Origin of the sequence: Bradyrhizobium sp. AZCC 1577 (genome assembly GCF_036924575.1) — a bacterium.
Taxonomy (GTDB): domain Bacteria; phylum Pseudomonadota; class Alphaproteobacteria; order Rhizobiales; family Xanthobacteraceae; genus Bradyrhizobium.
In genome coordinates this window covers 2,217,680-2,238,978 of sequence record NZ_JAZHRQ010000001.1, presented here as the reverse complement: position 1 = coordinate 2,238,978, position 21,299 = coordinate 2,217,680, and the positions used below count along the sequence as shown (strand labels likewise).

Here is a 21,299-nt window from a genome sequence, read left to right as displayed (position 1 = left end):
CATATGCCGCTTGAAATCAAAATCCTCGACTATGGGGATATCGAACTGGAATCGAGCTTTCTCGTGCTCGGCCGCGATTGCGGCCGGACCCGCCGCGTCCTGACGCTGGGCTTCCTGATCGTCGGCGGGCCCTATCCGGTGGTGGTCGACACCGGCTACCGCTCCAACCAGATCATGGAAACGCTGGGCATGCGCGGTCTGCAATACCACGAGAACATGATCGAGAATCAGCTCGCGCGCCACGGCGTGCGCATGGGCGACGTCCGCTTCGTCTGCCACACCCATCTGCACATCGATCATGCCGGCAAGGACGATCTGTTTCCGATGAACACCACCGTCGTGCTCAACCGCAAGGAGCTGGAATATTCCGTCTCCGGGTTGATGCATCCGCAATATCCGGCGCCCGATATCAAGCACCTGATCGACCGCCTGCACACCAGGAGCGCGCTGCGTTTCCTCGATCTCGAAGTGACCGGCCCAATCGAACTGATGCCGGGCGTCTATTGCGATGCCGCCAACGCCCACACCGAAGGTTCGATGAACATTCATGTTCATACCGCTGACGGCATCGCCACCATCTGCGGCGATGTAATCTACGACTTCAACGACCAGATCGTCACGCCCTTCAACGAGATTCACGATTGGGAACCGCGCACGACAGGCAATCACGGTACCAGCAAGCGGGGGGAGAAGGCGGCCATCAAAAAACTCCTGAGCAACTCGCGCTATCTGCTCCCGGTCCACGACCGGCCGGCCAAGATCGAAGGCGGCATGGTGGTCGGCCGGCTCCATGACCAGGTGCCAGGCCCCGTGGTGCAGAGCCTGCCGCAACGCAATTGGTTTCCGGCCTGAGCGCTGAAAGGACGGACCGATGACGCACGTCACGCTGCGCCCGGAATTCGAAACGTTGATCGACCCCTATGCGCCGGTCGGCCAGGTCGGCACCGGTTTCGAATTCACGGAAGGGCCGATCTGGCATCCGATTCATCAGTATCTGCTGTTTTCGGACATGCCCGCCGACGTGCGCCGGCGATGGGACGCCAAGCGCGGTGTCGTCGAGGTCAAGCGCCCCTCCAACAAATGCAACGGCATGACCTATGACGCCGGGCTCAATTTGATCGTCTGCGAGCACGCCACCTCGTCATTGATCCGCGAACGTCCCGACGGAAGGCGCGAGGTGATTGCCTCGCATTTCGAGAATCAGGAGCTCAACAGCCCGAACGACGTCTGCGTGCATTCGAGCGGCGCGATCTATTTCAGCGATCCCTGGTACGGTCGCATGCCGGTCTATGGCGTCGAGCGGCCGCGCCAGCTCGGCTTTCAGGGCGTTTTTCGCGTGCCGCCCGGCGGGGGCCCGCCGAAACTCGTGGTCGATCGGCACATGTTCGATCAGCCGAACGGCCTTTGTTTCGCGCCCGACGAGCGCCTGCTTTACGTCAACGACACCACGCAGGCGCTGATCCGCGTCTTCGACGTCGAAACTGATGGCTCGCTCGCCAACGCGCGCGTCTTCGCCAGCGGCATCCGCTCCGAGCTCGAGCCCGGCCTGCCCGACGGCATGAAGTGCGACCAGCGCGGCAATGTCTGGGTCACGGCGCCCGGCGGTGTCTGGGTCTATTCGCCATCAGGCGAGTTGCTCGGCAAGGTGCGCGTTCCCGAACTCGTCGCCAATCTCACCTGGGGCGGACCCGAGTTTCGCACGCTCTATCTGACCGCCACGCATTCGGTCTATGCGATTCCGGTCAAAGCCGGGCCGCGCCATGAGCCCTATATGAGCGGGCGGATTTCGACCGGCCCCGATATCGGTGCCGCGCAGCCCGCCTCACCACAACTTACCAGCGGCGACATGCAACTCGATCCGCGCCGCTGCGCCATGATCATTCAGGATTTGCAGAACGACGTGATCATGGAGGGCGGCGCGTTCGCCGATTCCGGATCGCCCGTCCATGCGCGGCAGCAGCGGGTGGTCGACAATGTCCGCCGCCTTGCCGAGGCCGCACGGGCCCGCGGCGTCGTCATCATCCATGTCTGGTTCATCGTCGAACCGGGCGCGCCCGGCGTCACGCTCAACGCTCCCTTGTTCGAGGGGCTGGTCGATAGCGGCGCGATGGTGCGCGGAAGCTGGGGCGCCGCGCCGGTTCCGGGGCTTGAGCCGCGCGCCGGCGATTTCGTGGTCGAGAAGATGCGCATGAGCGCCTGGGAGGGCACGCGGCTGGAAACCATCCTGAAGGCGACCGGCCGCGACATGATCATCAACACCGGCGCCTGGACCAACATGTCGGTCGAGCACACCGCCCGCACCGGCGCAGACAAGGGCTACTTTATGGTCGTGCCGGAAGACTGCTGCTCGACCATGAACGCCGACTGGCACAACGCCTCCATCAATTTTGCCATGCAGAACGTCGCCGTCGTCACCAACGCCGATGCGGTTATCAGGGGATTAGGATGACCAGAGCGCGGCCATGCCAAAACTCTTTCACCTGAGCTGCTCGCCGCGCGCGGACTCGGAATCTTCGGCCGGCGCGCACGTTTTTATCGACCGCTTCCGCCAGGCGCGGCCGGACTGGGACATCGACGTGATGAACCTGTGGCGGGATCACCTGCCGGAATTCGAGGGTTATGTACTGGAGGCCAAATATGCCCGCATCAATGGGCGGGCCTTCACCGATTCACAGCGCGACGCCTTTGCGGTCGCCGAGCGCATCGCGCTGCGGTTCGCGCTCGCCGACCGCGTGCTGATTTCGACGCCGATGTGGAATTTTGGGATTCCTTACAAGCTGAAACAATGGATTGACGTGATCACGCAGCCTGGGCTTACGTTCCGGTTCGATCCCGCGCAGGGATATCTGCCCTTGGTCGCAGACAGACCGACGGTGGTGATCCTGGCAAGCGGCAGCGACTTCGTCACCGGCATGAATCGCGGCCGCATCGACATGGCGACGCCTTACCTGCGCGAGGCGCTGCGGTTCATCGGCGTCAGCAATGTGCGTTTCGTGCCGATCGGACCGACGACCGGGCCGCTCGAACCGATCCGGGCGGCTCGCGAAGGCGCGCATCGGCGGCTGGCCGAGATGGCTGCGCGATTCTAGCTCGCAGGGTTGGCGGAACCGGAATACTTGCGGCAATATAGCGCTCACCGGACCGCGTCGAAGGAGATCTCCGTTGAAGTGCTACGAACTACAGGGACCGAGCGGAATCGATGGACTTGCCCTCGTGGACAAGCCCGTGCCGGAGCCCGGCGACGGCCAAGTGCTGGTTCGGCTCAGGGCGGCAACGCTGAACTATCGCGATCTCATTACGGTCAAGGGCGGTTACGGCTCGCGTCAGAAATTTCCACTCGTGCCGGTTTCGGACGGCGCGGGCGTGGTCGAGCGGGTCGGTCCGGGCGTGCGAGAATTCGCAGCCGGCGACCGCGTCATCGGCAGCTTCTTCGAAAGCTGGATCGGCGGCGAACCGAGCGAAGCAAAAATGCGCTCAGCCCTTGGCGGCGCGGTCGACGGCGTCCTTAGCGAGTATCGCGTCTTTCCGAAGCACGCGCTGGTCCGAACGCCGGAGCACCTCAGCGACATCGAAGCCGCCGCGCTTCCCTGCGCCGGGCTCACGGCCTGGAGCGCGATCGTCAAGCTCGGCGGCATGAGGCCCGGTCAAATCGTTCTGACGCAGGGGACGGGCGGCGTATCCCTGTTCGCAGTTCAGTTCGCCAAAATGTGCGGCGCGCGCGTCATCGCAACCTCGTCCAGCGATGCAAAGATCGAACGCCTCAAGCAGCTCGGAGCTAACTTTACATTGAACTACAGGACGACACCCGACTGGGGGAAGAAAGCCCGCGAATGGAGCGGTCACGGCGTCGATCTGGTCGTGGAGGTCGGCGGTGTCGGCACGTTAAATGAATCGATCCGGGCGACCAGGATCGGCGGCACGATCGCGTTTATCGGCGTGCTCGCCGGCCCGCCGCCGTCCGACCTGCGGTTACCCTTGATGGTCATGCAGCAGCAGCGGTTGCAGGGCGTCACCGTCGGATCGGTCGAGGATCTCCAGGCGATGGTGGATGCGATCACCACCAACGGCATGAAGCCGGTGATCGACAGAACGTTCAGTTTCGATCAGACCAAGGACGGTTTTGCGCACATGGAGAGCGGCGCGCATTTCGGCAAAGTGGCGATCGAGATCGGGTGAAGCGCCTTCCCGCTAACCCGCGGCCCATTCCGTCAGCGGCGCGCATGACCGCCCGGATCGCCGTTGTCTGATAAAATCTGGGCCGCGCCGCCGACGCCACGTCGGAACGCCTCATCGAAAGTCACGCCGCGGATTTGCCAGCGGTGCGTCCGGCCTTGCCAGTCCATTCGCCAACGCGTGACCCACCCAAGCTCGCGATCATTCCAGACCAGATGTCCGACCAACGCGAGTTCCCCACCCTGCTCGGTCGCGAGCGGCGCCAGAGTCGAGGACGGCACAGTCTCGAGCTTCGCGCCTTCGAGGCCCGATTTCGCCAACGCAGCCATGCTGGGCAGCACGATGTTCATCCCGCGCCTGTCGGCGGCTGCGAGCAACGCGTCGCGCTGCAAATCGGACTGAGCTCCATCCGCCGTGACGATAAAGTTCCTCGGGCCGTTCTCCATCCCGACAAAGACGGCAAGGCGCGGGCGATGTGAAAGCCACGGCTTGAGACCAAGCGCCTTGAGAATGTCGTCGATTTTCTTTTCCTCGAAGTCGACCGTCAGGTCGTAGGGCCGATCGCGGGTGCCCTGCTCGTCACGAATGGGCTTGCCCGAAAACTGGTCGCGATAACTGAATGCCCTGACGAAACTTTTCGCGTTCGATTTGTACGTCGCCAATCGACGGTCACCTGCGAGTTTCTGCGCGCCGGACACCTTGATCAGGACGTCCTCCAGACAGGAGGCAAAGCCGATGATGCGGTTGGCCTCGCCCTGCCCCGTGACGACGGTCTGCGCCCGATACAGATCAGCTCCCGCCGCCGCCATCGCGCTCGCGCACCAAACCAGGGTTACTGCTAGGAGTATCCTGACGATGGCGCTGATAGCACCAAGCCACATCAAAACAGGCTGGCGTCTCGTCATAGGCAGATCAACCATGATGAGGCTTCCGCGATTCCTCAAGCTCTTGTCTTGGAACATTTGTAAATGCGAACGCCAGAAATATGGTCTTAAGAAAGCCCTGCCGGCTGGTGGGCCTTCAACCCTAGCATTATGTATCTTTGCGCCGAAAAGCATATACGCGGGTCCAATGACAGGGTTCCGAGTGCAAGATTTTGCCGGGTTTTGAGGTCATTTCACGATCATCGGCGTCTACGCAGGGATCCGCGATGCTGACGGCCTGGCAATTGGCGGCGCGACGGATACAACTCTTGCTGGTTCCAAGAATTGCTTCTATCGCCATTAGGCTTTAGATTTCGCAATTCGCTCGTCGAAAAATGGGCGCCGCCTGGCGCGCGCGAGAGCTGAACGTGATCTACAACCGAGCTGGGGGTCGGCGCCTCACGAAAAAGCTGAGGGCTCGACCGCCTGCTATGGCGAGACATGTAGATCGGCTGTAAGAGAGACCGCCCGCGCGAGGACGACGTCGCCCGCGCGGAAGCTGCAGCGAGCAGCCGGATGGAAATGAACGATGCGCGAAGACAAGAGCAAATTGCTGAGATCGCTGACCATCGATCGCAGCGCCAGCAAGGTGGAGCGACCGAAGAGCCGCTGGCTGCCGATCTCGGCGGCCGTTGCCGCCTGCGTTATCGTCGCATTTGCCGCCTTTGCCGCCTTCGAATTGCGCAGGCAGGACCAGCCCAAAGAGACGACATCGCAAGCCGCACCGCAGCCAGCCTCACAGCCGCAAGCGCAGCAGCAGCCTCAGCAGCCCGCAACGAATGGCAAGGCGGCCGGCAGCCTGGCGGCCTCCGGCTATGTGGTGGCGCGCCGCAAGGCAACCGTTGCGGCCGAAATTACCGGCAAGGTGGTCGAGGTCTTCACCGACGAAGGCAGGACGGTGACCGAAGGGCAAGTCGTCGCGCGGCTCGACAGCGTGCTGGCTGAAAGGGACTATGAACTGGCGCGCTCGCGTGTCGAGACCGCCGACGCCGCCGTGGCCGCGATCAGCGCCGATCTTGAGGATGCGACCCGGATCATGTCGCGGGTACAGACATTGTCGCAGAAGAACTTTGCCACCGAGGCTGATCTGACCAAGGCGCAGGCTCGGGTCGGCGTGCTCAGTGCGCAATTGCGCCAGGCGCAGTCGCAACTCGAGACCGCCAAGATCGACGCCAAGCGCAGCGGCTCGATGCTCGACAAGCACCAAATCCGAGCACCGTTTGCCGGCGTCGTCATCGACCGCAGCGCCCAACCCGGCGAGATGATTTCACCGATGTCGGTCGGCGGCTACACCCGCACCGGCATCTGCACCATCGTCGACATGGATTCGATCGAAATCGAGGTCGACGTCAACGAGGCCTTCATCGGCCGCGTCACCCCCGGCGGTCCCGTGAATGCGGTGCTGGATGCCTATCCGGACTGGACCATTCCCGCCTCGGTCATCGCGATCGTGCCGACTGCAAACCGCGAGAAGGCCACGGTGAAGGTCCGCATTCGCTTCGAAAAGAAGGACCCGCGCATTCTGCCCGACATGGCAGTGAAGGTGAATTTTATGCGCGAAACCAAGGCGAACGGCTCCGCCGACGCCAGCGCCGCGAACTAGCTCCCGACCGATTCAAAGAGGAGACAAACGTGACAGCCGAACACCCGATGGTTCGCCTTACCGGCGTAAGCAAGCGCTTCACCAAGGGCAAGGAAACCATCTCGATTTTCGACCATCTCGATCTTGCGATTCCCCGCGGCGATTTCGTCGCCGTCATGGGACCATCGGGTTCGGGCAAGACGACGCTACTCAACCTGCTGGGCGGCATCGATCGCGTCGACGCGGGCGAGATTGCGGTGGCGGACCATCGCATCGACGGCCTCTCCGAGGGCGAACTGGCGGCCTGGCGGGCGGCCAATATCGGCTTCATTTTCCAGTTCTATAATCTGATGCCGATGCTGACCGCCGCGCAGAATGTCGAACTGCCGCTGTTGCTCACCAAATTGCGCAGCAAAGAACGCGCCGAGCGTGTTCACACCGCGCTTTCCGTGGTCGGGCTTGCCGATCGCGTCAAGCACCGTCCGCGCGAAATGTCGGGCGGCCAGCAGCAGCGCGTGGCGATTGCGCGCGCCATCGTCTCGGACCCGAACCTGTTGCTGTGCGACGAACCGACCGGCGATCTCGACCGTCAATCCGCCGACGAAATCTTGTCGATCCTGCAACTGCTCAACGGCGAGCTCGGCAAGACTATCGTGATGGTCACCCACGATCCCGCGGCGGCAAACTATGCCAAGCGCGTCTTGCATCTCGACAAGGGCCGCTTCGTCGAACGGGAGCTTGCCGCGTGAACGACTTCGATCTGGTAAGGAAAAACCTGTTCCGCCGCAAATTGCGCGCGAGCTTGATGATCGTGTCGATCCTGATCGCCTTCATGATCTTCGGTGTGCTCGCCGGATTTTACCGTGCCTTCACCGCCGGCGAGGATGCCGCCGCCGCCGATCGGATGATCACGGTCAACAAGATCAACTTCACCCAGCCGATGCCGATCGCCTATTTCAACCGCGTAAAAGCGGTGGAAGGGGTGCGGCAGGTGACATTCGCCAACTGGTTCGGCGGTTACTATCAGGACCCCAAGAACTTCATCATGGCGCTCGCGATCGAGCCAAACACCTACTTCGACGTCTATCGCAGCGAAATCGACGTTCCTCCCGAGCAGCTTCAGGCCTTCATCCGCGACCGCGGCAGCGCGGTGGTCGGTGAAACGCTGGCGCAGAAGTGGGGCTGGAAGATCGGCGATCGGATTCCTCTCAATAGCAACATCTTCAGCCAGAAGAGCGGTGGTCATACCTGGGATCTCACCATTGTCGCCATCGCCAAGGGCAAGGCCCAGCACGTCGATACCAACTTCCTCCTGTTCCAGTATCCCTATTTCGACGAGACCCGCAGCTTCGGAAAGGACACCATCGGCTGGATGATCCTGCAGACCACCTCGCCGGAAAACAACGACCGCGTGGCCAAGACCATCGACGCGATGTTCGCCAACTCCACCGCCGAGACCTCGACCGACACCGAAAAAGCATTCGGCAAGGCGTTCGCGGCGCAGTTCGGCAATATCGCCCTGATCGTGCTATTGGTGGTCGGCGCGGCCTTCATCACCATCCTGATGATCGTCGGCAACACGATGGCGCTCTCGATCCGCGAGCGCACCCGCGAGATCGGCGTGCTGAAGACGCTCGGCTTCTCAGGTCCGCGGATCCTGACGATGGTGCTCGGCGAATCCGTGCTGCTGGCGCTGCTCGGCGGCATTCCGGGCCTTGCGATTGCAGCGCTGATTGCGATGGCGCTCCGCACCAGCCTCGCCAACATCGCGCCCGCGTTTGCAGTATCGCCGACGATAGCGCTGCAGGGATTGGCGCTGATGATCGCGCTTGGATTGATCACCGGGATCATCCCGGCGCTCAATGCCATGCGGCTCAAAATTGCAACCGCGCTCGGACGGGGATAGGCATGCGTTCGCTTTGGCTTCAAGTGGCGGCGGTCACCGCCATCAATCTCAAGAGCATTTCGCAGCGCCGCTGGCTTTCGCTCTCGACGGTGATCGCAATCGCACTGGTAGTGATCGTGCTGCTCGCATTCCTGGCGATGGCGAACGGCTTCCAGCGCACCATTGCGGGATCCGGTGCCGACGACATTGCCATCGTGCTGCGGGCCGGCTCGCAGGCCGAGATCAACAGCACCGTGAGCCGCGATCAGGTGCGGCTGATCGAGGATGGACCTGGGATTGCGCGCGGTAGCGACGGCAAGCCGCTGATCTCGCCGGAACTCTATCTTGTGGTCGACGGCATCAAGCGCACGACCAAGACCAAGGCCAATCTGCCGCTGCGCGGGATCGGCGAACAGGGCTCCGAGTTGCGCAAGGACGTTCGCATCACCGCAGGCCGCATGTTCAGTCGCGGCAGCAACGAAGTGGTGGTCGGCAAGGCATTGCTGCGGGAATTTGAGGGGCTGGACCTCGGCTCCACAGTATCGTTTGGCGCCACGCGCTGGACCGTCGTCGGCGTGTTCGAGGCCGGCGGCAGCGTGTTCGAATCAGAGATCTGGGCCGATCTTTCCGTGGTCCAGAGCCTGTTCAACCGCAACAACATCGTCCAGACCGTGCGCGCGCGGCTCACCGGACCGGCTGCACTGAATGAGCTCAAAAGCTACAGCGACAACGATCCGCGGCTGAAGCTCGATGTCAAATCCGAAGCGAGTTACTTTGCCGAGCAGGCCTCGCAAACCTCCGACCTGATTCAGAAACTCGGCTGGCCGCTGGCGATCGCGATGGCGCTCGGAGCGGTCGCCGGAGCGCTCAACACCATGTATTCGTCGGTCGCCGCGCGCGCGACGGAAATCGCAACGCTACGCGCCATCGGGTTCGGCGGTTTCCCGGCTTTTGTCGGAACATTGGCCGAATCGCTGTTGCTCGCCGTCATCGGCGGCCTGTTAGGCGCGGCCGCGACTTACCTGATATTCGATGGCGTCACGGCGTCGACGCTTGGCGGCAACTTCACCCAGGTGGTGTTCGACTTCAAGCTGAGCCCCTGGCTGATCGCCGAGGGCGTGGCACTCGCACTGATCGTGGGCCTGATCGGCGGACTGTTTCCGGCGCTGCGCGCCGCGCGATTGCCGATCGTCGAAGGCCTGTATGCGAACTGAACGCCCTATTCGCCTTTGAGGCCTGCGGCGCGGATCACCTCGCTCCATTTCCGTGTCTCGTTGTCGATGAACCTGCCGAATTCGGCGGCCGAGCCGGCGCGGGCTTCCAGCCCCTGGGCCAGCAGCTTCTGTTTCACCTCGGCGTCGGCGAGCGCGCGATTGATCTCTTGCTGCATCCGCTCGACGATCGGCTGCGGCGTCCCTGCCGGCGCCATGAAGCCGAACCATCCCGAGGCCACCACGTTGGGAAAGCCTTGCTCGCGCAAGGTCGGAGCCTGCGGGTAGATCGCGCTCCGCTCGGCCGAGGCAACACCTAGCACGCGGAAATCGCCGTTCTGGATGTGCGGTAACGCCGTGCTGATCGCAGTCAGGGTGGCATCGACACGGCCGGCGAGCAGTTCCGTGTACGCCATCGCATCGCCGCGGTACTGCACGTTGAGACCCTTGACGCCGGCGTCTCTCAGCAGCAACTCGGCCGCCAGATGCGGTTGAGAGCCCGCGCCCGGCGAGGCGAAGGTCAGGCCGTCCGACTGCGACTTGCCGTAGGCGATCATCTCCTGCAAATTCTTGAAGCTCGCCTTGGCGTTGACGATCAGGAACAGCGGCGCCATGACAGTCATCGCAACCGGCTGCAGATCCTTGCGCTCGTATTTCAGTTTTCCGAACAGCGCTTCGGCGGTGGCATAGGGCGCGGCGGCATAGAGGAAGGTGTATCCGTCCGCCGCTGCGCGCGCGACCAGCTCGTTGGCAATGCGCGTGCCCGCCCCTGGCTTGTTCTCGACGATGAACTGTTGGTTAAGGCTGCGCCCAAGCTGCTCGGCCAGAATACGCAGCGAGATGTCGTTGGCTCCGCCGGCGCCGTAGGGCGACACCAGCCGCACCAGCCGTGACGGCCAATCGCCTTGGGCAAATGCCTCGAAGCCGGAGCTTGCCGAGAGGCAGGCGGCGATGGTCCCGAGCAAGGTTCGGCGTGTGACTTTCATGAATGCCTCTTTTTGAGCCGCCTGAAAATGCGGAGCAGCCCGTCGCGTCCATCCCATTTTTATTCGAGCCACATTGGCGCGATCGCACGGCTGGATCGCCGGGCCCTTCATCCTATAGAGGATGCAACGATAGATACGCGCCTTCTATCGAACAATGTGTATTTTTTGACCAATTGATAAGCTCGCCCTATGAATACAGAAACGACGATGCCGGGGGACGCGGTATGGCGATGGATGTGACAGTGCGGCAGTTGCGCGCCTATGTGGCCGTGCTGGAGACCGCGAGCTTCTCGGAAGCCGCCAAGGCCATGCACCTGTCGCAGGCGGCGCTGTCCGGCCTGATCAAGGAGCTCGAGAGCCGCGTCGGCGTCCGCCTCTTGGACCGCACCACCCGCAAGGTTTCTGCGTCTATCGTCGGCGAGATCTTCGCCCCGATGGCGCGGCGCGTGCTGTCGAACCTCGACGAGGCGCTGGAGAGCCTGACCAACCTGAAGGAGCTCCGCCGCGGACTGGTGCGCGTAGCCGCGCCCGAGACCTTATCGTGCACGCTGCTGCCGGAGCTGATCGCTGAATACAACAACAGCCATCCCGGCGTGGACGTCCGCTTTGACGACGTGCCGATCCAGGAGGTGCTGGCTGGCCTGCAGAACGGCTCGACCGACATCGGCTTCGGGCCGGCAGGCGTCGTTCCCGATCAATCGATGGAGGTGCACATGATTTGCGCCGACCCGCTCTGGGTGGCGCTGCGTAGCGATGATCCGCGGGCAAAGGGCAAGTCGGTCAGTTGGAAGGATCTCCGCGAGCGGCCCCTGCTCAACTACATGCCCAACATCGCCGTCAATGTGTTGAGCAACGTGCCGCCTAGGCATCACCCGAAGGAGCTGGTTCCGGTGCACCGGGTGAACACCGCGCTATCGATGCTGCGGGTGAGACAGGGCGCCGTGATCTGCCCCTCGATGGCGGAGCCGCTGGTGTGCGGCTTCGGACTGGCGTTCCTGCCGCTCACGCAACCCACGGTCAAATGGAAGATCGCGATGTTCGTCCGGAACAGCGCATCGCTGTCACCCGCCGTGGAAAGTTTTCGTGACTTCACACTCGATTTCAGCCCGAATTGGGCGCCCCGCGGAATAGAGCGCCGGCGCACGAATGAGCGACGCAAGCGCGTCTAGCGAACGAGCGCGCGGCATACTCTATGTCGTCCCTGCGTTCGCACTAGGGCATCTACACGTCTTGGGGACGCGACAGATTGACTCGGGGCGGCATGATGTGCGTTCGCCGCAGCGTTTTGTATGATTCTCTCTCTGGCGCTTTGATTCGAAGGAGCGCCAGAGATGCAGCAGGAACCGGATTTGTCCCTGGGTAAGTTTGGAGACGTTCGCCTCGATAAAAGGGGGCGGCGCTTCTCCGGGCTATGCTTTGCACGCGCAGTGTCTGTTTGCGCCAGATGGCGCAGGGCAACTGGGCCGCGAACATGGCGTTCTGGCGGTTTGTGAACAATCCGCAAGTCACGATCGACAAGCTGATTGAAGGCTGGAGCCTGCAGACGTCGATGGCGGTCAGCGGGCGTCATGTGCTGTCGATCCAGGACACCAGCGAGATCAACTTCCACACTCGTCCGGGACATCGGCGCGACTTGGGCAAGGTCGGCAAAGGCAATGCTCGCGGCGTGCTGCTGCATGCCATGATGGCGGTCGATGCCGATAGCGGGGTCTGTCTCGGGCTCACCGGCGGTGAGGTGTGGACGCGCAAGCGCAAGGCCAGGATCGCTCACGAGAAGCGCGCCTTGGCCGACAAGGAATCGGCGCGCTGGGTGACGACGGCTAAGCAAGGCTGCGAGGTTCTGGTCGCTGCTCGTATGATCACCGTCGTCAACGACCGCGAGGGGGATTTCTTTGCTCACTGGTCGCTGACACCCGCTGACAATGTCCACCTCCTGTCGCGCGCCATGCACGACCATGCGCTGGTCGATGGCGGCACGCTTTATCAGGCGGTCGCGCGGGCCCGCTTCTGCGACAAGGCGGTGATCGATCTACCAAAGCGAATGGATCGCCACGGTCGCCAGGCCCACCTCTCCATGCGCCTCGGAACCGTTGTGCTCAAACGACCGCAGCGCCCCGGCGTGAAAGACCTGCCACAGGGCGTCAAAGTCAGCTTCGTGGAGGTCGTCGAGTTGCACCCCCCGAAGAGCGCCAAGCCCATTCATTGGTTGCTCCTGACCACTCATCCGGTCGTCACCGCCGCCGATGCCTGGCGGATCGTCTCCTGGTACAAGCAGCGCTGGATCATCGAACAGCTCTTTCGCTCGCTGAAGAGCCAGGGTCTGCGCATCGAGGATAGTCAGCTCGACAGCGCTGAAGGCCTGATCAAACTCGTGGCGATCGCCACCAGAGTAGCATGTATCGTCATCCAGCTCGTTCAAGCCCGCAATGGCGGCGAACAATTGCAGGTCGAATTTGTGTTCACGCCGGACGAGATCGAAGCGCTCAAGGCCATCAACAAAACCCTGAAAGGCCGCACCGAGCTCCAGAAGAACCACCATCGCCCCAACACTGTCGCCTGGGCGGCATGGATCATCGCAAAGCTCGGCGGATGGACCGGTTACGCCTCTCATCGCCCACCTGGACCAATCACCTTCCACATGGGAATGGCTCGCTTCCAACTCCTCGTATATGGCCCGGCAAGCGTGTAGATGCCCTAGTGCGAACGCAGGGGCCCATAACCACCGGCGGACGTTTTGCGAAAGACGTCTGCGACGCTGCCTTATCGAGAGATCACGCGGTATGGGTCCCTGCGTTCGCAGGGACGACATCGGGGATGCAGTCCGGTAGAAGATGTAGAGCGAAAAGCGTTGCGGTTAAGTCGCTGCCACTCGCGGAGAAATTCGCGAAATCGCGGACTCGGAGGCGCCGCGGCGCGCGTCTGCAGCAAACACTCAACGATTGCATATGTCCTGATGACAAACTGAACACGCAGCAGTAGCCTCCTCCAAATTATAAAACATACGGGAGGAGTGGCATGCCAGACGCAGCGGTCGCAGCACGTTCTTCTGAAGCGACAAACAGCGGTACGACACAACAGGTCGATGTCGCGGTCGTCGGCGCCGGGTTTGCCGGCCTCTATCTCCTGCATCGCTTGCGCAAGGCCGGCTTCTCGGCGGTCGTGATCGAGGAAGCCGGCGATGTCGGCGGCACCTGGTACTGGAACCGCTATCCCGGCGCACGCTGCGACATCCAGACCATCGACTACGGCTACACCTTCGATCCCGAGCTGGAGAGCGCGTGGCAATGGTCGGAGAAATACGCAACGCAACCCGAGATCCTGCGCTATCTCGGTTTCGTCGCCGATCGATACGATCTGCGGCGCGACATCCGCTTTGGCACCAATGTCAGGGCGGCAAATTGGGATGAGGCGGCCGAACGCTGGCGGCTCACGACCAGCAATGGCGCTGATGTTTCCTCTCACTATTACATCATGGCGACCGGCTGCCTCTCTGCGCCCAAGCCGCCGGAGATCGACGGCGTCAAGGACTTCAAGGGCGAGATCTATTTCACCGGCCGCTGGCCGCACGAAGAGGTCAAGCTCGCCGGCAAGCGCATCGCCGTCATCGGCACGGGATCATCGGGCATCCAGTCGATCCCGCTGCTCGCCGAGCAGGCCGCGCATCTCAGCGTTTTCCAGCGCACGCCGAATTTCGCCCTTCCCGCCCACAACGGTTCCGCGCCGGCGGACCGGCTCGCACTGCTGCAGGGCGACCGCGCCGGCTATCGCGAGCAGGCGCGGTGGTCGCTCGCAGGCGTCCCCTATCCGCAGCAGATGGCGGTGAGCTGGCAGTTGAGTGATACCGAGCGCCGCGAGCGGTTCGAGCAGGCCTGGGGCGCCGGCGATCTCGTCTACATCCTGACTCAGCTTTGGGCCGACCAGGGCGTCGACGTCGACGGCAATGCGCTGCTCGCCGACCTGATCCGCGAGAAGATCCGCGAGATCGTCAAGGACGCGGAGACGGCGGAAGCGTTGACCCCGCGCGACCATCCGTTCGGCGCCAAGCGTCCCTGCCTCGATACCAACTACTACGCTACGTTCAACCGCCCCAACGTCACGCTGGTGAACTTGCGAAAGGAGCCGATCACAGAGATCACGGCTTCGGGCATCACGACCGACAAGCGCACGTTCGACGTCGATGTGATCGTGTTCGCCACCGGCTTCGACGCAATGACTGGCGCCATCAAGGCCGTTCATCCGATCACAGGCCGCGATGGCAAATCGCTGTCCGACGTCTGGGCCAACGGTCCGCAGACCTATCTCGGGCTCACGGTCTCAGGCTTCCCCAATCTGTTCCTGATCACGGGCCCGGGCAGCCCGTCGGTGCTGTCGAACATGGCGGTCTCGATCGAGCAGCATGTCGACTGGGTAGTTGACCGGCTGGCGGCGATGCGCGAAGCCGGCTTTACGACCATCGACGCGACCGAGACGGCGCAGGCCGGCTGGGCGCAGCACATGGCCGACTGTTCGACGCTGACGCTGCATCGGCTCGCCAACACCTGGTATACGGGCGCCAACGTGCCCGGCAAGGCGCAGGGCGTGATGCCCTATACCGGCGGCGTCGGCCCCTATCGCAGCATTTGCAACGAGGTCGTCGCCCGCGGCATGCTCGGCTTCAAACTCACCGGCCCGAACGTTGCGGAGCAATGCAATGACGGCCAGGTCGTACGGCTGCAGCCGGACGTGCGGCTGGTGCTGGGCATGCTGGCGGAGATGAACCTGCCGGCGATCGAGTCGCTCGGCGCCCAGGGCGCGCGCGACTTCCTCACTGAATTCAACAAGAGCCGTCCGGCCGGCCGGCCCGTCGGCGAGGTCGGCGACGGCGTGCTGCACGGCGCCGATGGCCTGTTGCAATATCGTCTTTATCGGCCGGCAACGCCGGGGCCGCATCCGATCGTGGTCTATTTTCACGGCGGCGGCTGGGTGCTCGGCGACGAGCAATCCGACGATCCGTTCTGCCGCGACATCTGCCGCCGCAGCGGGATGATCGTCGCCAGTGTCGGCTATCGCCATGCGCCCGAGCATCGCTTCCCCGCGGCGGCCGAGGATGGCTATGCGGCAACGCGCTGGATCGCCGAGCATGCCACCGAACTCGGCGGCCGGCCGGGACCCGTGCTGGTCGCGGGCTGGAGCGCCGGCGCCAATATCGCCGCCGTCACCTGCCAGCTCGCACGCGACCGCGGCGGGCCAGAGATCGCAGGCCAGCTCCTGGTGTGCCCGGTCACCGATTGCCGGTTCGACCGTCCATCCTACACCGACAATGCGATCGGCTATTTCCTGACGCGCGCGCTGATGTTCTGGTTCTGGGATATCTATTGTTCGCCCGCGGACCGCACCGACCCGCGCGCCTCGCCGCTGCGCGGCAATCTGGCGAACCTGCCGCCGGCGTTCGTGGCGACCTGCGAGTTCGATCCGCTGCGTGACGAGGGGATCGAATATGCCGAGGCGATGGCCGCCGCAGGCGTGCCGGTCGAGCAACTGCAGGCGCGTGGCCACATCCACACGTCCCTGATGATGGTGGATGTGGTGATCACCGGCGTCAGCCCGCGTGCCAGGATGGCCGAAGCGTTGCGCAGTTTTGCGGGGTTGCCGCGAAAGCTGGAAGAGAGCGGCGAAGGCGCTTCGCCGATCGCGGTCAACGCGGCTGCGGGATAGGCACGAGGCAACGGCCGCTCGGCTTGATTCGAGCGGCCAAAAGATTTGAACCGCTTACGACGGGCGTTTGCGCGGCCTCGGCGCTTTGCGTTGCTTTGGCGCAGGCCTCTTCGCCGCAACGCGATGCGCCGCCGCCAGTGCGGCGCGCGCCCACGCGGCAAGCTCATCGGGTTCGTCGAACAGCCGCTCCGGCGCGCGCCAGAACGCGAGGTCGATGGTCTGACCCTTCTTCACATAACTGAGCGGTGGAAACGCCTCGGCCTCTCTGAACGTCTCCCGGTTCTGGTCATCGACCCGGAAATAAAGCGTGTTCTCCGTCACCACGGCGAACATCAGCCCGTCGCAGAACACACCGGTCGCGCCGAACATCGGCCGCATGGTGAGACGGCCAAGCGGCGCGAACTGCTCGCGCAGAAACTCGGCATAGCTTTCGCTGACAGTCACTCCGCGGCCACTTCCTGCAATCGCCCCGACGTTCCCCGCAAGGGTCATGCATCAGATTTTCTAAGTCAATCGTTCAATTTATCTCGGTTGCGCTCGCCTCGCCGGCAGCCGAATCTCGCTGAAGGTCGGGAAACCAAAGGATACTGCGATGAACGTGCTCGACGATTATATGGTCGATCCTCGCCTGTCGCTGTTGGACAAAACGCTGATCCAGGCGCAGGTGCTGGTGCCGATGCTGCGGGCGCTGCGCGCGGAACTGGGCCAGGAAAAGGCTGACGCGATTGCGCGACAAGCCTTGCGCGACTGGTCGAAGGCGCTGTTCGCCGCCATCGGCGAGAACGTCGAGGGCAGCGCGCGGCGCAAATGGGCCACCATGCATACCGCGCTTGCCGAAGTTACCGAGCGGGAAGTAACGGTCGAGATGCGCCGGCACGATGAGGCGGCGCTGGAATTCGACGTCACGCATTGCCGGTTCGCGGAATTCTTCCGCGCGCTGGGCGAGCCGGAACTCGGCGCTCTGCTGGTCTGCGCCACCGATTTCGATATCGCGGCAGCCGGCGGCAACGAGGTCAGCCTCAGGCGCGACCAAACGCTGATGCAGGGCGCGCCGAGCTGCACGTTCCGCTACGCATTCGCACCGCGATCATGATCTGCGCCACCGTCGACGCTGCAGAAATCTCGTGAAAAACGCCTTTAGTTGCGTATGATATGCCGCAAGAGGCCTGGCTTGACCGGGCTCACGAGGGAGAGCGCAGATGGCAGCGGCAGCGGAGCAGGTTTTGCCCTGGCTCGGGGCACGCTCATTCGCCTCCTTAAAGGAAGAGTTCGACCGCAGCGGTTACCTGATCTTCGAACGTGTTCTTGCGCCCGACCGCGTGGCCGAAATCCGCGCGGCGCTGGCGCCGCATCTGGCGCGCGATCTGTTCGGCCGCAACGATTTCGAAGGTACCAGAACCAACCGCGTGTATGCTCTGCTGGCGAAAGCGCCTGTCTTCGCCGAGCTCGCGATCCATCCGCTCGCGATGGCCTTTGTGGAAGCCGAACTCGGCGAGAGCTGCCTGTTGTCTGCTCTGCTCGCGATCAATCTCCATCCCGGCGAGACCGTCCAGCCCTGGCATTTCGACGACAGCGGCGTGAAGATTCCGCGCCCCCGCCCCGCCCTTGGCATCAGCACGTTCTGGGCGATCGATGATACGACCGAGCAAAATGGCGCCACCGAAATCATTCCCGGAAGCCATCTGTGGGACGGGCAATATATCGAGGGCGCGGTGAAGCCAACTCATTTCACTAACGAAGCCGGTCACGAGGAAGGCGACAGGCCTGACGCCGTGAAGCTGATCATGCCATCCGGCTCGCTGGCCATCACCAAGGGAACGCTATGGCACCGTGGTGGCGCCAACCGGTCGGACCAGCCGCGCCTGATCATCACGCCGCAATATTGCGTGGGCTGGGTGCGGCAACTCGAGAACATGGCGCTCGCGGTCCCTGCCGAGGTCGCCAGCAAATTGCCCGAGCGCGCTCGCGAATTGATCGGTTATTCGATCCATCCGCCGTTCATGGGCTATGTCGATGGCGTTCATCCCAGGCGGCTGCTGCGGGCGCAGTGACGTGATGCAAGCAAAGGCGCGAGCGCGACGATCGAACTCGAACTCGTAGGATGGGTTGAGCTCTTGCGAAACCCATCGCCTTTCCAAAGACGATGGGTTTCGCGGAGTCCTTCACCGGGCCGGCCGAAGGCGGACCTGTAGGCTCAACCCATCCTACGCTCAGCCTTTATGCGTATTTTACTCCGCGGCGGCCGCGGACCTCGCCGCTGCCCGTGCGCCCGCATCGAACACGATTCCCTCATACCCGCTATCGGCAACTTCGGTGATCGCCGCGACATATTTCGGCGTGCCGCCATTATAAACGAGATACCGAGTCTTGCCGTGCTCGTGGCCGGGGATATTGGAATTGTAGCCGGTGAACCACGACTTGGCTTTGCGCATCAGCATGATGGCGTACATCTTGGTCACGTGCGCGGTCCAGCGCGCCTGCGCTTCGGCCGTTGGCTCGGCCCGCGTGTAGCCGCGGTCCCACATGTGGCCGAGCAGGCCCATGCACCAGCCGACGCCGTTCTCGATGCCGCGCGGAAAATTCGTCGAAGCCGAACCGCTTTGCGGCCCGGTCGGCATCAGCAAGTTCGGAAAGCCATGCGCCATCATGCCGAGAAAGGTCGAGGGTCCCTCGCGCCATTCGTCGGCGAGCTTCACTCCGCCGACGCCGGCGATGTCGATCGCGTCGAATGCACCGGTGATGGCATCGAAGCCGGTGGAGTAAACGATGATATCGAGCTCGTAATCGCGCGCGCTGGTGCGCAGGCCCGTTTCGGTGACTCGCAGAATCGGCGTCTCGCTGATGTCGACGAGATGCACATTGTCACGGTTGTAGGCCTCGAGATAATTGGTCTCCAGCGGCACCCGCTGCACGCCAAAACCGTGATCCTTCGGAATCAGCTTTTCCGCCGTCACCGGGTCCTTCACGCGGCTTCGGATGCGATCGGCGACGTAAGCGGAAAACTCGGCATTGGCCGCCTCGTCGGTAAAAATCTCGCGAAAATTGCTGAGCCAGATCCCGAAGCCGGGCTCGTCATAGAGCTTGTTCCACAGCGCGATCCGCTCCTCGCGGGTGGCTTCATAGAAGCCGCGCCGGTCCGGCTCGTGCTCGAAGCCGCCGGGCGTGCGCTTGCAGGCGGCAAAGATTTCATCGTAGCGCGAACGGATGTCGGCCATTTCCTCGTCCGAGATCGGACTATTGTTCAGCGGCGCGCTCCAGTTCGGACGCCGCTGAAACACAGTGAGTTCGCCGACCTTGTCGGCGATCTCGCCGATCACCTGGATCGCGGTGGCGCCGGTGCCGATGATGCCGACCTTCTTGCCGGAGAGTTCAACCGGCTCGTGCGGCCAATAGAAGGTATGGAACGAACGCCCCTTGAACGTCTCCATGCCCTCAAGCCGCGGCAGCGTCGGTACCGAGAGCAACCCGACCGCAAGAATGAGGAATCGGCAGCTCAGTTCACGCCCATCGTCGAGCCGGAGCCGCCACAGATGACAGCCCTCGTCGAACGCCGCCGCTTCCACCTTGCGGTTGAACCGCATGTATTTGCGCAAATCGAACTTGTCGGCGACATAGTTGAGGTAGCGAAGATTCTCCGGCTGGCTCGAAAACCGCTCCTGCCAGTGCCACTCGTTGAGCAGCTCTTTCGAGAACGAATAGCCGTAGGTGTAGCTCTCGGAATCGAAGCGCGCGCCGGGATAGCGGTTCCAGTACCAGGTTCCCCCGAGATCGGGGGCGGCATCGAGCACGAGGGCATCCACGTCGAGATCGGCCAGCCGCTTGATCTGGTAAATGCCCGACACGCCCGCGCCGACGACAACGACCTCGTAGTGCGACTTGATCTCCCCAGTCATGCGCGCCCTCTCCATTGATTATTTCGGCGTCGATTGTCTCCGCGCGGCGGCTCTTATGATGCCAACTATCCGCGTCCAGCACTTGCGTCAGGATGCCGGATTGTGCGGGAAAATCAGCCTGAAACATTGTTTGAAAGTAGACTCGGCAGGCCGCCGTGAGGTGACCGCCTCAAGCACCGGGAGCGCCGCCGATCTGCGCATGCAACTGCGCGACATACGGATCCTCGATCTCCAACGCCTGCAACTGCGTCGCCAGTTGCAGGAGGTATTCGCGGTTGGTGCCGAGAACGCCCTTCCCGGTCGCGATCATCGCGGCGGTCTCGGCGAGCGGCAGTTCGCCGACATAACTCGGGTGCGAGCGGTTGGAGGTGAAGGCGAGTGCGGTGATTGGTCCCTGCGGCGTCGTCATCGGCACCATCGCCGGCGCATAGCCGCCGCGCAGCATTTCGCGGCGCCACAGGATCGCGGTCTCGGCATGGACGGAATCGGCCGCAATGCGGAACGCCAGCCCGCGGCAACATCCCAATTGCGGCTCGAGCGAGAGCATCAGCGCCGGATAGTCGTGCGATCCCCGACCGAGATTGATCTTCAGCGTGAAGCGGCGCTGATAATTTTCGACGTCGGCGAGCCGGACTTCGGCGAAGTGAAAGCCGGGGTCCCACATCAGCGAACCGTAGGAGTAGACCCAGAGGTCGTCGCCATCAGGATGATCGCCGAGCACCGCAAGCCGCGACGCCTCGATCGCTTCGTCCGACAGCCGCCAGCCTGCCGGCCATCCCGCGGCCCGCGCCCGCTGCTCCCACATCGAAAACATCTTTGGCGTCAGGCGCAGCAGCGACTTTTCCGGGTGCGTTACCCGGGCCCGCAGCTCCGGCAGATGAATAAATGCGTCGGCGGTCAAGCCAGTATGCTCCTTTGTGGATACGGTCATCGTTCGCAATGTGCCATTGTC

Annotated in this window: 18 protein-coding genes; 13 read left to right on the top strand and 5 right to left on the bottom strand. The window is 63.0% G+C overall.

Translation table 11 applies throughout. The features are described from left to right. The first annotated feature begins 3 nt into the window (after positions 1-3). The 4 genes from V1278_RS10515 to V1278_RS10500 all read left to right on the top strand — a co-directional run bounded on the left by V1278_RS10515 (position 4) and on the right by V1278_RS10500 (position 4,176). Complete coding sequence (locus V1278_RS10515) at positions 4-852, top strand: MBL fold metallo-hydrolase (RefSeq protein WP_334380651.1); 849 nt, start codon at positions 4-6, stop codon at positions 850-852. A gap of 19 nt (positions 853-871) precedes the next feature. Then, positions 872-2,449, top strand: a complete 1,578-nt coding sequence (locus V1278_RS10510) for an isochorismatase family protein (RefSeq protein ID WP_334380650.1) — start codon at positions 872-874, stop codon at positions 2,447-2,449. Between the two features lie 13 nt (positions 2,450-2,462). Further along, positions 2,463-3,089 carry an FMN-dependent NADH-azoreductase gene (locus tag V1278_RS10505; RefSeq protein WP_334380649.1) on the top strand — a complete coding sequence of 209 codons (627 nt, stop codon included), beginning with the start codon at positions 2,463-2,465 and terminating at the stop codon, positions 3,087-3,089. Between the two features lie 73 nt (positions 3,090-3,162). Continuing rightward, positions 3,163-4,176: a zinc-dependent alcohol dehydrogenase family protein gene (locus tag V1278_RS10500; protein ID WP_334380648.1), complete on the top strand. Its 1,014-nt coding sequence runs from the start codon at positions 3,163-3,165 to the stop codon at positions 4,174-4,176. A 32-nt stretch (positions 4,177-4,208) separates the two neighbouring features. On the opposite strand, the gene V1278_RS10495 is transcribed toward V1278_RS10500, so the two are convergent. Next, on the bottom strand, positions 4,209-5,231 hold the full coding sequence (locus V1278_RS10495) for a DUF2066 domain-containing protein (RefSeq protein ID WP_334380647.1): 1,023 nt from the start codon (positions 5,229-5,231) through the stop codon (positions 4,209-4,211). A gap of 394 nt (positions 5,232-5,625) precedes the next feature. Between V1278_RS10495 and V1278_RS10490 the strand changes: the two genes are divergently transcribed. Genes V1278_RS10490 through V1278_RS10475 form a run of 4 tightly spaced genes read left to right on the top strand, consistent with a single transcriptional unit; the run spans position 5,626 to position 9,777 of the window. Further along, on the top strand, positions 5,626-6,699 hold the full coding sequence (locus V1278_RS10490; RefSeq protein ID WP_334380646.1) for an efflux RND transporter periplasmic adaptor subunit: 1,074 nt from the start codon (positions 5,626-5,628) through the stop codon (positions 6,697-6,699). Positions 6,700-6,746: 47 nt separating this feature from the next. Further along, positions 6,747-7,427 carry an ABC transporter ATP-binding protein gene (locus V1278_RS10485; RefSeq protein WP_057842962.1) on the top strand — a complete coding sequence of 227 codons (681 nt, stop codon included), beginning with the start codon at positions 6,747-6,749 and terminating at the stop codon, positions 7,425-7,427. After that, positions 7,424-8,584: an ABC transporter permease gene (locus V1278_RS10480; protein WP_334364720.1), complete on the top strand. Its 1,161-nt coding sequence runs from the start codon at positions 7,424-7,426 to the stop codon at positions 8,582-8,584. Before V1278_RS10485 ends, V1278_RS10480 begins: the two co-directional genes overlap by 4 nt. A 2-nt stretch (positions 8,585-8,586) precedes the next feature. Further along, positions 8,587-9,777, top strand: coding sequence for an ABC transporter permease (locus V1278_RS10475; RefSeq protein WP_334364721.1), 1,191 nt, complete (start codon positions 8,587-8,589; stop codon positions 9,775-9,777). A gap of 5 nt (positions 9,778-9,782) precedes the next feature. On the opposite strand, the gene V1278_RS10470 is transcribed toward V1278_RS10475, so the two are convergent. Beyond that, on the bottom strand, positions 9,783-10,760 hold the full coding sequence (locus tag V1278_RS10470; RefSeq protein ID WP_334380645.1) for a Bug family tripartite tricarboxylate transporter substrate binding protein: 978 nt from the start codon (positions 10,758-10,760) through the stop codon (positions 9,783-9,785). Between the two features lie 224 nt (positions 10,761-10,984). Between V1278_RS10470 and V1278_RS10465 the strand changes: the two genes are divergently transcribed. From V1278_RS10465 to V1278_RS10455, 3 genes are all read left to right on the top strand, one after another. Continuing rightward, positions 10,985-11,929 carry a LysR family transcriptional regulator gene (locus tag V1278_RS10465; protein WP_334380644.1) on the top strand — a complete coding sequence of 315 codons (945 nt, stop codon included), beginning with the start codon at positions 10,985-10,987 and terminating at the stop codon, positions 11,927-11,929. A 275-nt stretch (positions 11,930-12,204) separates the two neighbouring features. Continuing rightward, positions 12,205-13,449, top strand: a complete 1,245-nt coding sequence (locus tag V1278_RS10460) for an IS4 family transposase (protein ID WP_334368994.1) — start codon at positions 12,205-12,207, stop codon at positions 13,447-13,449. A 326-nt stretch (positions 13,450-13,775) separates the two neighbouring features. After that, complete coding sequence (locus tag V1278_RS10455; protein ID WP_334380643.1) at positions 13,776-16,454, top strand: flavin-containing monooxygenase; 2,679 nt, start codon at positions 13,776-13,778, stop codon at positions 16,452-16,454. Between the two features lie 54 nt (positions 16,455-16,508). On the opposite strand, the gene V1278_RS10450 is transcribed toward V1278_RS10455, so the two are convergent. Further along, positions 16,509-16,898: a TfoX/Sxy family protein gene (locus V1278_RS10450; RefSeq protein WP_334380642.1), complete on the bottom strand. Its 390-nt coding sequence runs from the start codon at positions 16,896-16,898 to the stop codon at positions 16,509-16,511. Between the two features lie 148 nt (positions 16,899-17,046). On the opposite strand from V1278_RS10450, the gene V1278_RS10445 reads away from it, so the two are divergent. Further along, on the top strand, positions 17,047-17,547 hold the full coding sequence (locus tag V1278_RS10445; RefSeq protein ID WP_334380641.1) for an L-2-amino-thiazoline-4-carboxylic acid hydrolase: 501 nt from the start codon (positions 17,047-17,049) through the stop codon (positions 17,545-17,547). Between the two features lie 106 nt (positions 17,548-17,653). After that, positions 17,654-18,505 (top strand): phytanoyl-CoA dioxygenase family protein, encoded by an 852-nt coding sequence (locus tag V1278_RS10440; protein ID WP_334380640.1) that lies wholly within the window; start codon positions 17,654-17,656, stop codon positions 18,503-18,505. 177 nt (positions 18,506-18,682) lie between these two features. Here V1278_RS10440 and V1278_RS10435 read toward each other — a convergent pair whose 3' ends face one another. Both V1278_RS10435 and V1278_RS10430 read right to left on the bottom strand, forming a co-directional pair. Then, the gene (locus V1278_RS10435; protein ID WP_334364727.1) at positions 18,683-20,347 is read right to left on the bottom strand and encodes a flavin-containing monooxygenase; all 1,665 of its coding nucleotides are present in this window, start codon (positions 20,345-20,347) and stop codon (positions 18,683-18,685) included. A gap of 169 nt (positions 20,348-20,516) precedes the next feature. Then, positions 20,517-21,248: a gamma-glutamylcyclotransferase gene (locus V1278_RS10430; protein WP_334364728.1), complete on the bottom strand. Its 732-nt coding sequence runs from the start codon at positions 21,246-21,248 to the stop codon at positions 20,517-20,519. Between the last annotated feature and the right edge of the window lie 51 nt (positions 21,249-21,299).